Origin of the sequence: Phaeobacter sp. LSS9 (genome assembly GCF_003443595.1) — a bacterium.
Taxonomy (GTDB): Bacteria; Pseudomonadota; Alphaproteobacteria; order Rhodobacterales; family Rhodobacteraceae; genus Phaeobacter; species Phaeobacter piscinae.
Genome location: NZ_CP031959.1, coordinates 21,619 through 36,579 on the forward strand (window position 1 = coordinate 21,619; position 14,961 = coordinate 36,579).

12 protein-coding genes are annotated in these 14,961 nt (G+C 63.3%); 7 read left to right on the forward strand and 5 right to left on the reverse strand.

Going from position 1 to position 14,961, the window contains the following annotated elements:
* The first annotated feature begins 130 nt into the window (after nt 1-130).
* Both D1820_RS18600 and D1820_RS18605 read left to right on the forward strand, forming a co-directional pair.
* Complete coding sequence (locus D1820_RS18600; RefSeq protein WP_118070764.1) at nt 131-1,408, forward strand: replication initiation protein; 1,278 nt, start codon at nt 131-133, stop codon at nt 1,406-1,408.
* Between the two features lie 107 nt (nt 1,409-1,515).
* Nucleotides 1,516-2,934, forward strand: a complete 1,419-nt coding sequence (locus D1820_RS18605; RefSeq protein WP_118070700.1) for an AarF/ABC1/UbiB kinase family protein — start codon at nt 1,516-1,518, stop codon at nt 2,932-2,934.
* 9 nt (nt 2,935-2,943) lie between these two features.
* On the opposite strand, the gene D1820_RS18610 is transcribed toward D1820_RS18605, so the two are convergent.
* A complete protein-coding gene (locus D1820_RS18610; protein WP_118070701.1) occupies nt 2,944-4,407 on the reverse strand; it encodes a multicopper oxidase family protein in 1,464 nt (487 codons plus the stop codon).
* Between the two features lie 131 nt (nt 4,408-4,538).
* Nucleotides 4,539-5,474, reverse strand: coding sequence for a hydrogen peroxide-inducible genes activator (locus D1820_RS18615; protein ID WP_118070703.1), 936 nt, complete (start codon nt 5,472-5,474; stop codon nt 4,539-4,541).
* A 262-nt stretch (nt 5,475-5,736) separates the two neighbouring features.
* On the opposite strand from D1820_RS18615, the gene katG reads away from it, so the two are divergent.
* The 4 genes from katG (at nt 5,737) to D1820_RS18635 (ending at nt 9,904) form a co-directional block, all read left to right on the forward strand.
* The gene (katG, locus tag D1820_RS18620; protein WP_118070705.1) at nt 5,737-7,905 is read left to right on the forward strand and encodes a catalase/peroxidase HPI; all 2,169 of its coding nucleotides are present in this window, start codon (nt 5,737-5,739) and stop codon (nt 7,903-7,905) included.
* Nucleotides 7,906-8,070: 165 nt separating this feature from the next.
* On the forward strand, nt 8,071-8,424 hold the full coding sequence (locus D1820_RS18625; RefSeq protein ID WP_118070707.1) for a hypothetical protein: 354 nt from the start codon (nt 8,071-8,073) through the stop codon (nt 8,422-8,424).
* A 56-nt stretch (nt 8,425-8,480) separates the two neighbouring features.
* Complete coding sequence (locus tag D1820_RS18630) at nt 8,481-9,065, forward strand: RNA polymerase sigma factor (protein ID WP_254683422.1); 585 nt, start codon at nt 8,481-8,483, stop codon at nt 9,063-9,065.
* Nucleotides 9,062-9,904: a zf-HC2 domain-containing protein gene (locus tag D1820_RS18635; RefSeq protein WP_118070709.1), complete on the forward strand. Its 843-nt coding sequence runs from the start codon at nt 9,062-9,064 to the stop codon at nt 9,902-9,904. The genes D1820_RS18630 and D1820_RS18635 overlap by 4 nt, the downstream gene beginning before the upstream one ends.
* A 37-nt stretch (nt 9,905-9,941) precedes the next feature.
* Here D1820_RS18635 and D1820_RS18640 read toward each other — a convergent pair whose 3' ends face one another.
* The gene (locus tag D1820_RS18640) at nt 9,942-10,391 is read right to left on the reverse strand and encodes an Rrf2 family transcriptional regulator (RefSeq protein WP_118070711.1); all 450 of its coding nucleotides are present in this window, start codon (nt 10,389-10,391) and stop codon (nt 9,942-9,944) included.
* Nucleotides 10,392-10,539: 148 nt separating this feature from the next.
* Between D1820_RS18640 and hmpA the strand changes: the two genes are divergently transcribed.
* Nucleotides 10,540-11,730: an NO-inducible flavohemoprotein gene (hmpA, locus tag D1820_RS18645; protein WP_118070713.1), complete on the forward strand. Its 1,191-nt coding sequence runs from the start codon at nt 10,540-10,542 to the stop codon at nt 11,728-11,730.
* A gap of 97 nt (nt 11,731-11,827) precedes the next feature.
* Here the strand turns inward: hmpA and D1820_RS18650 are convergent, their stop codons facing one another.
* Together D1820_RS18650 and D1820_RS18655 are read right to left on the reverse strand one after the other, a co-directional pair.
* A complete protein-coding gene (locus D1820_RS18650) occupies nt 11,828-13,045 on the reverse strand; it encodes an MFS transporter (RefSeq protein WP_118070715.1) in 1,218 nt (405 codons plus the stop codon).
* 463 nt (nt 13,046-13,508) lie between these two features.
* Nucleotides 13,509-14,948: an aldehyde dehydrogenase family protein gene (locus D1820_RS18655; RefSeq protein ID WP_118070717.1), complete on the reverse strand. Its 1,440-nt coding sequence runs from the start codon at nt 14,946-14,948 to the stop codon at nt 13,509-13,511.
* Nucleotides 14,949-14,961: the final 13 nt, after the last annotated feature.

Consider the following 14,961-nt stretch of genomic DNA (forward strand, 5'->3'; position numbering starts at 1 on the left):
CGCCGCGAAGGCCAGTTCGGATGCAGACTGGTGCCGCTCAGTAAAAGGAACCCGTGCGCGGTTGTCGCATGGGTTCCTTTTGTGGCAGGGTATGGCGCAAAAGAGAGCGATGATGACAGGCAGTGATTCCATGGCAGAGCCCAGCTTTGACGAAGAGCGGCTGACCGGCGCGTTGACCCGCGAAACGGTGAAAAAAAACGTGGCTGCAATCCATATCAGTGGCAAGCTGACACTGCTGCAGCGCAAGCTGTCAAACGTGCTGCTGCTCAACGCCTATGACACGCTGACCTCCGCGCGCAGCCATACCATCGACGCGCGCACTTTGGCGATGATGGTGGGGTATAATTCCAACGATATCGACAGCCTGCGCGCCAGCCTGCGGGCGCTGGCGGAGACCGTCGCGGAATGGGATATGCTGGATGAGCAGGGCCATCAGGAATGGGGCGTCTCTTCGTTGCTCAGCTTTGCCAAGCTGAAAAACGGTGTCTGCGAATACGCCTATTCGCCGGAGCTGGCCAAGAAACTGCATGACCCGAAAATCTTTGCCCTGATCAACGTCAAGATTCAGCGCAACTTCAGTTCCGGCCACGGGCTGGCGCTCTATGAGAATTGCTACCGGTTTGTGCGCACTGGCTCCACCGGCTGGTGGGGGCTGGACATCTTTCGCAAGCTGATGGGGGTGGATGGCTCCGCCTATTATGAGAGTTTCAAACATCTCAATGCCAAGATCATCAAACCGGCGGTGGCCGAGGTCAATAAATCCTCCGACATCATTATCGAACCGCAGACCCGCAAGAAGGGCCGCGCGGTCAGCGAAATCCGCTTTCTGATCCGCGAGAACCCCCAGATGGCGATGTTCCAGATCGACGACAGCGAGGGGTTGCGCCAGCAACCGGTCTATAAGGCACTGCGCGGGCAGGGGGTCTCTGACCGGCTGGCGCGGCAATGGATCACCGAACATGGGGCCGACTATGTGCAGCAGAAGCTGGACTATGTGGCGGGGCAGGGGGCGGTGAAATCACCGCTGGGCTATCTGCGCGCGGCGATTGACGGCGATTATAGCCTGTCGCCGGAGGGCGCAGTGACGCCGCCGGTTTCAGCGGAGGAAGAGGTCCGCATTCGTGAGGCGCAGGCGCGCCGTGACGCCGACGCCGCAGCCGAGGCCGCCGCCTTTGACGCGCGCGCCGCCGCCCGCCGTGATCGCGCCCGGCATCTGGATATCGTCGAAACATTGGTTTCGCGGCGAAACCCGACCCAGCGCGATGCCGACAAGCGGCTGTTCCTGTCGGGGCTGGACCGCGATCTGGACCGCGAGCATTTCCGCCAGCACGGCTGGCGTTCGGCGCTGAATGCCGGGGCGATCATCGCCTTCTGGCAGGAGCTGGAACCGGAGGCATTTGACGGCTAGACCGGCGGTGGCGGTTGCATTGACCTGCGCAGCCCGCGCCTTAGGTCGTGCACGGCGGCAGCGGGCAGCCCCCGCCCACCGCGTTCAGGAACAAGGGCCGCAGGACGATGACCTCTTCACCAGATGAGACCGAGTCAGATTACATCGGGCCAGATGAAATCCAGCCCGTGACCAAACAACCCGCCACCACAGAGGCCCGCGCGGTGGCCGTGCCCAGTGGGCGTGTTTCCCGGTTGGCGCGGATGGGCGGGTTGGCCGCGCAGGTTGCGGGCAGCGCCATGGTTGGCGGGGTGCAGGCGCTGTCGCAGGGGCAACGCCCACAGCTGCGCGATCTGCTGCTGACACCAGCCAACGCCCGCCGTCTGACGGCGGAACTGGCGCGGATGCGCGGCGCGGCGATGAAGCTGGGTCAGCTGATGTCGATGGAGAGCGGGGCGCTGCTGCCGCAGGAGCTGTCGCAGATCCTGTCCCGGCTGCGGGCGGAGGCAGATTTCATGCCGCCAAAACAGCTGCGTCAGGTGTTGGATGCGGCCTGGGGTGAGGGCTGGCGGCGTCAGTTCTCGCGGTTCGATGTGCGCCCGATGGCGGCAGCCTCGATCGGGCAGGTCCACCGCGCGCAGCTGCGCGACGGACGCGAGATGGCGATCAAGGTGCAATACCCCGGTGTTGCGCGCAGCATCGACAGTGATGTCGCCAATCTCGGCAGTTTGCTGCGGGCCTCACGGTTGGTGCCACGGGGATTTGACATCGCCCCCTATCTTGAGGAAGCGCGGCGGCAGCTGCATGAGGAGGTCAATTACGACCGAGAAGGGCGCTATCTGGCAGACTTCGCCGCGCAGCTGAAGGATCAGCCGCAGTTTCAGGTGCCGGAGTTCTATCCCGACTGGTCCACCGACGCGGTTCTGGCCATGTCCTATGCCAGCGGGCGCCCTGTGGAAGACGCGCAGACCGCCCCGCAGGAGATGCGCGATCGGTTGATGCGGGATCTGATGGCGCTGATGCTGCGGGAGCTGTTTGAGTTTGCCCTGATGCAGAGCGATCCGAATTTCGCCAACTATCTCTTTGATGCGGAGACGGGTCGCATCGTCCTGCTGGATTTCGGCGCCACGCGCCCGCTCGCGCCGCAGGTGGTGGCGCAATACCGTGCGCTGTTGCGCGCCGGGATGCGTGGCGATGCGGCCGCGCTGACCGCAGCCGCTGCGGATCTGGGGCTGGTCGCACCGGATGGGATGGCGGATGAGGGGGCGATGCGCGCGGACCATCAGCGGCGCGTATTGGCGATGATCACGCAGGTGTTTGACGTGCTGCGCACGGCTGAGAGTTATGATTTCGCCGATCCCAGCCTGTTGCAGCAAATGCAGGCGGAAGGCATGGCCCTGGCGGAAGAGGGCATGGTGCCCCCGGCGGTGCCAATGGATGTGCTGTTCATCCAGCGCAAGCTGGCGGGAATGGTGTTGCTGGCGGGCCGACTTGGCGCGCGGGTTCCGGTGCGGGCGCTGCTGTCCCCCTATCTGGAGGACGGCTGACAGGGCCAATCAGGCCAGCACCCGGATATAGCCCGCCAGCCCGGTTTTCTGATGTTCGATCACATGGCAATGGAACGCCCAGTCGCCGGGATTGTCGGCGACCAGCGCGACCTCAATGATTTCGTCCTTCAGCAGCAGCGCGGTGTCGGTCCAGTTCGACGGCAGCGTCCGCTTGTTGGAGCGCAGCGGGCGGAACACCAGACCATGCAGGTGGATCGGATGGGCGTTCGGGCTTTCATTGCGCAGTCGCAAAATGACGCTTTCGCCGCGATTGAACACCGCCAGCGGGCCGGCACCGGGGGTCTCCGGATTGGCGGCATCGCCGGGCCAGGGTTTGCGGTTGATCGACCAGAACGTATAGCCCAGCGAACCGCAGTAGCCGTTTTGCGGTGCGCCGCCTTCGGGCGTCCAGCCAAAGACCAGATCCTCAACCCGTGCATTTGCCAGATCGGGTTCCGGCACATCATTGGCGGGCAAGGCGGGCAGCTCAGCCAGATCGCGACCAAGGTTTGTCCCGGTGGCACGGATCCGGGCGAGCCGTCGCGGCCCGCCGGGAAAGGCGGTCATGACGTCGACATAGGCGCCCTCAATGCGGGGCATCTGCAGCGTGATATCCAGACGTTGGCCGGGTGACAGCAGGGCAGGGGCCTGATCGGTGGGCCAGTCAATGACCTCGCGCAGCGGGTGACCATCAGCGGCGATCACCTGACCGTTGGCGCCCGTCACATAGGGTTTGTAGATTCGCGCCGTATCGGTGGCCGCAAGCCGTAGTCGCACTAACCCGCCGGTGGGCGCCTCATAGATCGGGTCACTGTCCCAATTGGCGGTGATCACGGTGCCAAAGGTGCCGGAGCGCGCCGCCCCCCGCGCGGTCCAGAGTTTCAGCCAGTCGCCGTTGGGGCGCAGGCGAAAATCCCGCAGGTTCAGGGCGACATCGGCGTCAAATCCGGGGTTTTCCGCCTCTTCCACCACCAGCACGCCGGTCAGCCCCATGGCCATCTGATCCATGGTCATGCAGTGCGGATGATACCAATAGGTGCCCGCGTCCATCGGGGTGAAGTGATAGTCAAAGCTCTCTCCCGGGCCGATGGGAAACTGGGTCAGATAAGGCACCCCGTCCATCGCATTGTCGAGCCGGATGCCATGCCAGTGCATCGCCGTGTAATCGGGCAGCGTATTGGTGACCCGCGCGGCAAAGGGCTGGCCTTGTTTGAGGCGAAGGACCGGCGGCGGGCCATCAGGGCGGGTGGAGATCAGCCCCTCCGTCGGGGAGTCGGCAATGGTGTAGCGGGCCTGTTGGATATGTAGGGGCAGGGGGGCGGTCGTGGGGGTGGTGCTGGCGCGCGCCTTTGCCTGGGCCGAGGCGGTGATCTGCGCCCCAGCGAGGCCAAGCGGGGCCAGCACCCCGGCGGCGGTGCCCAGTTGCAGGGCGCGGCGACGGTTGAGGCGCGGGGAACGACGGGCTGAGGTCATGAGATCACCGGGTGTTGCTCGGGTGTTGGCGGGGCAGGGGATTGGCTGCCGTGGCTGTCGGGCGCAGGCTAGCGGCTTTGCCCGGCGGGGGTAAGATCCGGCGCGCAGGCTGCGACGGAATACCCCGGTTTCTAAGGGGCCACGAGCGATCCGCGGGCGGTGCGCAGAACCGCCCCGATTTTGCGGAACAGATCGGCGCGCACGCTGGTCGGCCGCCAGGCCAGGGTGACCCGGCGCGGGCAGGCATCGGCCAGCGGCGTCATCACCACGTCCTGACCTGCTGCCACCCCGGCATCAATGGCCAGATCGGGCAGGAGGGTGATGCCCAGCCCCTCGCTCACCATGGAAATCAGGGTGGAGAGCGAGGTGGCGGCAAAGCTCTCATCCTGTTGAATATCCCGTTCGGGAAAGGCGCTGAGCGCGTGGCGGTGCAGGCAATGCCCCTGCTCTAGCAGCATCAGCTGGCGCCCGTCCAGATCCGCGCCGCGAATGGTGGCGCCGGGGATCTGTGGTGGTGCGGGATCGGTCGGCGGGGCCGCCAGATGGTAGCCATCGTCAAACAGGTGCAGCGTGTCCAGCCCGGCGGGCGCATAGGGTTCGGCATAGATCGCCAGATCCAACCGCCCGCTTTGGACCCCCTCCAGCAGCTGGCCGGTCATTTCCTCGCGCAGATAGAGTTGCAGATCGGGAAAGCTGGATTTCAGCGCAGGCATGGCGCGCGGGATCAGGAAGGGGCCGATTGTAGGGATGGCCCCCATGCGCAGGGTGCCGCCCTCCGGGCTGGCCTGGGCGGCGGCCAGTTCCTCAATCTCGCGGCTGTCCTGCAACAGCTTGCGGGCGCGTTCGGCGATCTGGGCGCCAACCGGCGTCAGGATGACCGAGCGTTTGGTGCGCTCTGCCAGGGTGACGCCCAGTCGCTCCTCCAGCTCGCGCAGACCAACGCTGAGGGTGGGCTGGCTGACATAGCATCTCTCCGCTGCGCGGGAGAAATTCAGCTCATCCGCAACGGCCACAAGGAAGCGCAGCTGCCGTAATGTGAGGTTGGTGTTATAGGGTGCGTCTATCATGGGGCGGCTTTTAATCCGTTTTTACGGGGGCGGGCAAGCGGTGCCCATGTAGGGTGCCACCCCGGCTGAGGTGGCATGTGTCAGGGTGATCCGCAGCAGCGGGGACGAGACCTGTGATAGCTATTTTCTATATAAGAAATCCTGATTTATCATTTCTGATAATCACACACCCCTGCTAGCCTTTGCTTGAGAGATCCGGTCCCAGCGCTCTGCAAAGGGGGGACCACCGGCTCATCATGACCTAAGACCCAGGAGAGACAACATGCAGCAAGGTGACGGACACACAGGCGGAAAATGCCCGGTTCTGCACGGAAGCAACACAAACACCAGCGCCGGTGTGGCGGATTGGTGGCCCAATGCGCTGAACCTCGACATTCTGCACCAACACGACCGGATGACTGACCCGATGGCAGAGGGGTTTGATTACCGCGAGGCAGTGAAATCGCTGGATGTTGAGGCGCTTAAGGCCGATTTGACCGCATTGATGACCGACAGCCAGAGCTGGTGGCCTGCGGATTGGGGCACCTATGCCGGCCTGATGGTGCGGATGGCCTGGCATTCGGCCGGCACCTATCGCGCGGCGGACGGCCGGGGTGGGGCGACCACCGGCAACCAGCGCTTTGCACCGCTGAATTCCTGGCCCGATAACGTCAACCTGGACAAGGCGCGCCGCCTGTTGTGGCCGATCAAGCAGAAATACGGCAACGCGCTGTCCTGGGCTGACCTGATCGCGCTGGCGGGCAATATTGCCTATGAATCCGTTGGCCTGCCAACCTATGGGTTCTCCTTTGGTCGCGAGGATATCTGGTCGCCGGAGAAGGACGTCTATTGGGGCGCGGAAAAGGAATGGCTGGCCGCCGGGCGGTATGAAGACGGCGCGGATCGCGACTCGCTCGCCAATCCGCTGGCGGCGGTGCAGATGGGCCTGATCTATGTGAACCCGGAAGGGGTTGGTGGGGAACCGGATCCGCTGCGCACGGCGCAGGATGTGCGGATCACATTCGAACGCATGGCGATGAACGACGAGGAAACCGTCGCGTTGACCGCCGGTGGTCACACCATCGGCAAGGCGCATGGCAATGGCCGCGCCGACGCGATTGGCGCTGATCCCGAAGGCGGCGGTCTGGCTGAACAGGGGCTTGGCTGGAGCAACAGCAACGGCACCGGCCATGGGCGTGACACCATGTCCAGCGGTATCGAAGGTGCCTGGACCACCAATCCGACCAAATGGGACAACGGCTATTTCTACCTGCTGTTCACCTATGACTGGGAGCTGAAGAAAAGCCCGGCGGGTGCCTGGCAGTGGGAGCCGGTGAACATCAAGGAAGAGGACAAGCCGGTTGATGTGGAAGATCCCTCGATCCGTCTCAACCCGATCATGACCGATGCGGATATGGCGATGATCAAGGACCCGGAGTATCGCAAGATTTCTGAACGGTTCTACAAGGATCCGGCCTATTTCGCCGATGTGTTCGCCCGCGCCTGGTTCAAGCTGCTGCACCGCGATATGGGCCCGCGCGAGCGTTACATCGGCCCGGAATCACCGCAGGAAGATCTGATCTGGCAGGACAATGTGCCTGCGGGCAGCACAGCCTATGATGTGGCCGCGACCAAGCAGCTGCTGCGTGATTGCGGTCTGCCGCAGGCTGAGATGATCGCGACCGCCTGGGACAGTGCGCGCACCTTCCGTGGCTCGGATCTGCGCGGTGGCGCCAATGGCGCGCGCATTCGCCTGGCGCCGCAGAAGGACTGGGTCGGCAATGAACCGGCGCGTCTGGAGCGGGTGCTGAAAACCTATGAGGTGATTGCCGAGCAGACCGGCGCCAGCCTTGCCGATGTGATCGTGCTGGGCGGTGCCGTGGCGATCGAGGCGGCGGCTGAGGCCGCAGGCGTGGCCCGCGAGGTGCCCTTTGCCCCCGGTCGTGGCGATGCCAGCGCCGAGGCGACGGATGCCGCCTCCTTTGCGGTGCTGGAACCGGTGCATGATGCCTTCCGCAACTGGTTGCAGGGTGATTTCGCCGCCTCAGCGGTGGAGATGATGCTGGACCGGGCCCATCTGATGGGGCTGACGGCGCAGGAGATGACCGTGTTGCTGGGCGGATTGCGGGTGCTGGGCGTCAACCATGACGGCAGCAAGCACGGGGTTTTCACCAACCGCGAAGGCGCGCTGAGCACCGATTTCTTCGTCAACCTGCTGGACATGGGCAATGTCTGGCGCGCGGCGGGCGATGAGGTCTATGAGGTGGCCGACCGGCAGAGCGGCGATGTGAAATGGACCGCCACCAATGTGGATCTGGTGTTCGGCTCCAACTCCATCCTGCGCGCCTATGCCGAGGTCTATGCCCAGGACGACAACCGCGAGAAATTCGTCGAAGATTTCATCGCCGCCTGGACCAAGGTGATGACCGCCGATCGCTTCGATCTGCACTGATCGCCGCAGACACAACGCAACCCCGTCCGGCAGTTGATGCCGGGCGGGGTTTTTATTCCGGAATAAAAAGCACGGGCGCCGAGAATAAACTGAGACCCTGACACGTAACCCTTAGGTGAGCGGCCCGGCATGGGCAGCCCGGTCAAACCTGAGGAGTAGCTTGAGATGAAATTATTTGCTGTTGTTGCCGCCGGACTTATCCTGACGGCCTGTGATGATGCCTATGCGGCTGGCCATTCCGCTGAGCCGCTGCTCGCGGAAAACGGGATGTCGCTCTATACGTTCGACAAGGACAAGAGGAATACATCCGTCTGCTATGACACCTGCGCGGTGAAATGGCCGCCTTATCTGGTAGGGCAGAGCACTGGTGCAAAGGATGGGCTGACAAAGATCAAGCGCAAAGATGGCGCGATGCAATGGGCCAAGGATGGCGCGCCGCTATATTTCTGGCAGGGCGACAAGGCGCCGGGTGATACCAGCGGTGACGGTGTCGGGGGTGTCTGGCATCTGGCCCACTGAGGCCATGATGACAACGGGTGCGGCGAAACCTGTCGTCGTGCCCGCGGCAGTCCTTTATGTTTGACAGGACGTCACGCCGTAATGTGATTTCCTCGTTTCTGTTCGATAGCCAGGCCCAGATGTCCCCTGACGAATTCAAATCCGAAATGATTGGCCTGCTGCCCCGGTTGCGGCGCTTTGCGCTGAGCCTGACACGCTCGGGTGCGGATGCGGATGACCTGCTGCAGGAAGCCTGCGCGCTGGCCTTGCAGAAATGGCAGCAGTACGATCCTGCGCAACCGCTGGATCGCTGGATGTTTCGGGTGTTGCGCAATCTTTGGATCAGCGAGATCCGCAAGCGTCGGGTGCGACAGGGGGCCGGTGTGGTTCCGGTGGAAGAGGCCAGGGAACTGGCCGTTTCAGGGGCGTCCGGTTCAGATGTTGCCGAGACCACTCTGACAGCGCGACAGGTGCAGAGCCGCATCGCCGATATGGACCCGGCGCTGGCGCAGCCTTTGCTGCTGGTCTGTGCCGAAGGCTACAGTTACCGAGAGGTGTCGGAGCTGCTGGATGTGCCCATCGGAACGGTGATGAGCCGGATCCACCGCGCCCGCAAACTGTTGATTTCCAGCTTGTCTCATCAAGAGGTTGCCGAGCTATGACGGATCTATCGGAAAAACTCAGCGCCTATCTGGACGGGGAGCTGTCGGCGGACGCCGCCGCAGAGATTGAGGCGCTCTTGGCGCAGGATGCGGCTGCGCAGGCTGAGTTTGACGCGCTGCTGGAGGCCGATGCGCTGGCGCAAAGCGGATTTGAGGCGGCTTTGCGTGATCCGGTGCCCCTGTCATTGGCGCAGTCCATCCGCGCCACGCCCTTGCCTATGCCTCAGGAACCTCTGCCGCGGACAGGGGCGGATGACAGGGATGCGGCTTTGGCATCGGGCTGGCGATACGCCTTGCCGCTTCGGTCCGGTCTTGCGGCTGGATTGGCTGCTTTTGTTCTTGGCGGGATCGGGGGCTACTGGTTGAAGGACATCGCCGCACCTGTGGTGATGACACCCACGCAGTCGGCTGCGGCAGGCTGGCTGTCGGATATTGCTGATTATCATGCGATCTACGCGCAGGAGACGCGGCATCTGGTGGAGGTGCCCGCCGCTGAGGCAGATCATCTGCGGCGCTGGTTGACCAAGACGGTTGAGGTCACCTTTGCCATACCGGATCTGTCAGCTTTTGGACTGACCTTTGAAGGCGGTCGCTTGCTGGTGGCCAATGGTGCGCCGGTCGGGCAGCTGATGTATCGGGGGGCCGATGGCACTGTCATTGCGCTGTGCCTACAGGCGGGCGACACCCCGCAGGGGGAGGCCTTTGCCGCCCGGACCCTGCGCGGGTTTGATTTCATCAGCTGGAATGGTAAGGGCGGCAAGTTTGTTCTGATCGGTCCAGAGGGCCAACCCGGTCTGGCGGACATCGCGAAGGCGGCGGCGCAGGGGGTTGCGATCTGATGACGCGCGATCCACGTGGTCTTTCCCAGCATAGACGTCACGCCTGAGGCGTCGGATCGGCGCGGTCACCGCCGTCCAAAAGCGTGGTCAGTACCGGGGCAGGGGCGGCGATCAGGTCACTGAGATGATAGGTCATCAACACATCGGTAAACGCTTGCGCTGCCTCGCACAGGACTCCCTTCAGACGGCAGTTTCCGACCAGAAGGCAGCTGCTGCAATCGACGATCTCCATCGGTTCGTTCATGGCTTGAACAACGTCCCCGACGCGAATCTCCGACGGCTTCCGACCGATTTGGACCCCGCCGGAGCGGCCGCGAATGCTATGGACATAGCCGTGACGGACCAGCTCGCTGATGATCTTCATGACCGAGCTGGCAGGCAGCTGGTGCATGCGGCTCAATGTCTCAATTTCAAACTGCTGATCGGGCCGTGTAGCCAATAAAATAAGGAGCCTGAGGGCATAGTCTGTTTTCAGATTGAGCTTCATTTTCGGTTCCGGATGGCGGGGTCTGCGGGGGTTTAATATTCATTCTGGTTGAATGTTTGTATAGCACAAATATACATTCACTTGAAATGAATGTTTTAAAGCCGCCCGGACGTCCCGGATTTGGCAAATGCAGAGAAGGACCAGACCAATGGCACAGCCCCTGTCAGAGCAGAGCAAGGCGATTGTGACCGCAACCGTTCCCGCATTGGAGGCCCACGGCGGCGCCATCGTGGCGGAGATGTATACCCGCCTGATGGCGGATGAGGACATCCGGGCGCTGTTCAACCAGTCGCACCAGCAGGGTGACTCCAGCCAGCATGCGGCGCTGGCCAACGCGATCCTGGGCTATGCCCGCAATATCGACAATCTGGGCGCGCTGAGCAGCGTGGTGGAGCGGATCGTCAACAAACATGTCAGCCTGCAGATCAAGCCTGAACACTACACCCATGTGGCCACCGCACTGCTGGGCGCAATCGAGGCGGTGCTGGGGCAGGCCGCAAGCCAAGAGGTGCTGGAGGCTTGGGGCGAGGCCTATTGGTTCCTGGCAAACCTGCTGATCGAGGCAGAGCGCAAGATGTATGATGATATCGCCAATGCCGAAGGCGGTTGGGAGGGCTGGCGCGAATTTGCGATCACCGGGGTTGTACGCGAAAGCGCCTCGGTCAAATCTTTCGTGTTGCGCCCGGTGGATGGCGGGCCGGTTCTGCGGCATCAACCGGGACAGTATCTGGCCTTTGATTTTGATCACCCGGACACCGGCAAGGCGCGGCGCAACTATTCGATCTCCTGCGCGCCCAATGGCGAATACTACCGGATCTCCGTCAAGCGAGAGCCGGGTGGTGTGATCAGTGGCTGGCTGCATGAGATGACGACCGAGGGTACCGTGCTGCGAGTGGCCGCCCCGGCGGGGGATTTTGTGCTGAAGGACCGACCAGAGGGCGAAGTGGTGTTGCTGTCTGCCGGTGTCGGGCTGACGCCGATGGTCGCCATGCTGGAAACACTGGCGGCCAATGATCGCAGCGCCACCTACCTGCATGCGGCGGTGGATGGTGACAATCTGGCGATGGAGGGGCTCAGCAAATCCTTGGCCAAGCGCAGTGTGATCTTCCTTGAAACGCCGAGTGACGCAGACCGAGCGGCGGCGCGCTACGATGTCGAGGGGCGGATCACCCCGGACTGGCTGGCGGCCAATACCAATACGGCGATGTCCGATTACTACATCTGCGGTCCCAAAGGCTTTATGGCGATGGCCATCGCAGGGCTGCGGGCGGCGCATGTCGATATGGATCGGATCCATTTTGAGTTTTTCGGCCCAGCCGAGGATCTGGGCGTCGCCTAAGGACACCGATGGCCGTGGCGGAGAACCACTGCGGCCATCTTGTCGTACAGACCTTATGCACAGGAACAGACAGCCGCGCGGCGGCTGTTTGGCCGCGTCAGTCCAGTCGCAGCCGGAGGGTGGCGTAGATCAGCAACAGCAGGCAGCAGCCTGCGGCGATCAGGAATGGCATCCGCAGGGCAAGATCGCGGCCCAGATCGGTTTCCAGCACCGCCACCACTGTGCCACCGGCCAACGCGCCCAGAGGCATCGATCCCCAGCCAAAGCAGCGGTAGATACTGTTGACCCGGCCCAGCAGCTCGGAGGGGATGCGGCGCTGCCGCCAGGACACAGTGATCACATTCCAGACCATGGCCGCCGTCATCACGCCAAACATCGCCAGCGCCATGACAACACCGCTGCTGCTGATCCCGATCAGCGCATAGCCGACCGCCCAGCCTGCAATCGACAGATAAAGACAGGGCTGCACCCCGATCAGACGACTGAGGCGCGGCGCAATCAGGCTGCCGGTTACGGCCCCCAGCGCGGCAACCGACAGGACAAACCCGTATTCGGTCGCGCTGAGGCCGAGCACCTCCTGCGCAAAGAGTACCTGAACGGTGATGGTTGCAGTGGCGAGGAAATTGGCGATGCCCAGCACGATCGCCAGACGCAACAGCAGGGTGTCACTGCGCATGAAGCGGATGCCCTGCATCAGCGCCTTGCGAAATCCTTGCTGGACCGGGGCACGGGGTGACAGGCTGATCAGCCAGACAAAGCCCGCCGCCAGCACCAGCGCCACCACATCAAGCCCGAAGGGGATGGCAATGCCGGCGGCAATCAGCAGACCTGCCAGAGGCGGGCCGATGAACTGGCCGGTCAGTTGCTCGGCGGTCCACATCTGGCCATTCGCCGCCTCAAGATCGGTGGCGGCAACAATATCGGGGAGAATTGTCTGGGCCGCATTGTCGCGGATCACCTCCGCCGCCCCCAAGACAAAGGCCAGCCCGGCCAGCGCCCAGATCGCCCCCGGCACCGGCTCGCTAAGGGCCAGCATCAGGATCGCCAGCACGATCACCGCGCGCAACAGATCGGCGCGGGCGATCAGCTTGCGCCGGTCGGTCATATCCGCAATCACCCCGGCAGGCAGCGCAAAGAACAACCACGGCAGCCGCCCGGCAGCGGCTACAGCGGCAATGGCCACCGGATCACGGGTCATCAGCGTGGCCAGCCAGGGCAGCGCCAACAGGATGAACCCATCCCCCAGATTGGTCAGCGCCCCGGCCGTGAACAACAGGCGATAATTGCGATTTCTGAGCAGAGGAGGGGCGGCCATCGGTGTCTCCGGTTATGCAGTTGATCTGATGCTAGCGCCTGCGTGTTGGGCTGTCACGGGGCAGCGCCACATGACCAGCTTTGGCGGCCCGGCTAGGTCACGGGATGATCCGGCTGCTTGAGGCGCCCGACCGGCTGGCAATGGCAGAGCAACGGTGGTGATGCGCACCATGATCCGCCGCACAAGCACACCGAGCAGGGTTACCCTGGGGGTGATATAGAGTCCGAACAGGATCGCTTCAATCGTGGCAGTGTCCTGCTGAAATTCTCTGATTGCGCCGAAAAACTCAGGCCGCTGGGTGCGTCTCAAACTCTGCGGTCAGATCTCGTCCAGCGGCAGCGCCTATGTCTGTGAGACGAGCAACGGAGACGTTGATCCCGTCAGTCGGTGGACATAGGTGCTGCCGCGATATTTTTACATAATCCGCATTACAGTATAATACTGCATCACGGCCCCCCCACCTTTATGCGGGGCGGGCGACCAGTTTCAGTTCCAGAAATTCCTCAATGCCATAGGGGCCGCCCTCGCGGCCGATGCCGGATTTTTTGGTACCGCCGAAGGGGCTGCCGGGGGCGAGGTCGGCGCCGTTGACGAAGACCATGCCGCAGTCCAGCCGCCGGATCACCGCGGACTGGATGGCGGGGGTGTTGGAATAGACATAGCCGGCCAGCCCGAATTCACTGTCATTGGCCATGGCGATGGCGTCGTTGAGGTCCTCAAACGGTTGCAGCACGATCACCGGGCCAAAGATCTCCTGCTGCACAACCTCGGCCTTGCGCGCCACATCCGCAAGGATCGTGGGTTTGACGAAATAGCCGGTCTCCCTGTCGTCGGGGCGCCCCGTCCCACCGCAAAGCACTGTGGCCCCGGCGGCAATCGCGCTGTGCAACAGCGTCTGGATATGGTCGAACTGCCGGCCATTGGCGACCGGCCCGAGGTGATCGCCGGGCCGGGCGGGATCGCCCAGCGTCCAGATGGCGGCGGCGCGCTGTGCGGCCTCTTTGGCGGCGGGATAGGCGCTGGCCTCAATCAGGATGCGGGTTGGCGCGTTGCAGTTCTGCCCGGAGTTGGGAAAGGTCTTGGCCAGGGTTTTCTCCATTGCCTGATCCAGATCGGCATCCTCGAACACCAGACAGGGGGATTTGCCGCCCATTTCCAGCGCGCAGCGAGCCCCACGGCGGACCGCGCTGGCGCCGATCTCAAGCCCGGCGCGGGTGGAACCGGTGAAGGACATCACCGCCACATCGGGATGATCGGTGAGCTGCGCCCCGACCGAGGCCCCATCGCCGTTGAGCAGGTTGAAGGCACCGGGCGGCAGGTCGGCGGCGTCCAGAATCTCGGCAAAGATGCGGGCGTTAAGCGGTGTATGCTCGCTGGGTTTCAACACGACAGGACAGCCCGCTGCGAGGGCTGCAAAAACCTTGAGGCTGATCTGGTGGATCGGCCAGTTCCACGGGGTGATCAGCCCGGCAACGCCGGTGGGCTGGCGGATCAGATGATCGCCGTTGTGCAGCGTCTCGGCAAAGTCAAATCCACGCAGGGCATCAAGGGTGGCATCCAGCTGGATCAGGAAGGTTTCAGCCTGCGCAGTGCGGGCCAGATCAATCGGCGCGCCCATCTCCAGCGAGATCGCCTGCGCGAGGTCGTCCCGGCGGCTGCCGAAACCGGCTCTGATCCGTTCCAGCAGGGCGATCCGGTTGTCCTTGCTACCCAGTGCTTCTGCCAGATGGGCGCGCTTCGCCGCTGCCACGGCGGCCTCCACATCCGCAGGACCGGCGTGATGCAACATGGCCACCGGGGTCTCGGTGGCGGGGTTGATGACAGGGCTGCGCCGGGTGCCGGTAACGGGCGTCCAGCGGCCATCTATATAGCTGTGGGTCAGGTCGGTGGGAGCAAAATTCATGGAAAAAACCTCG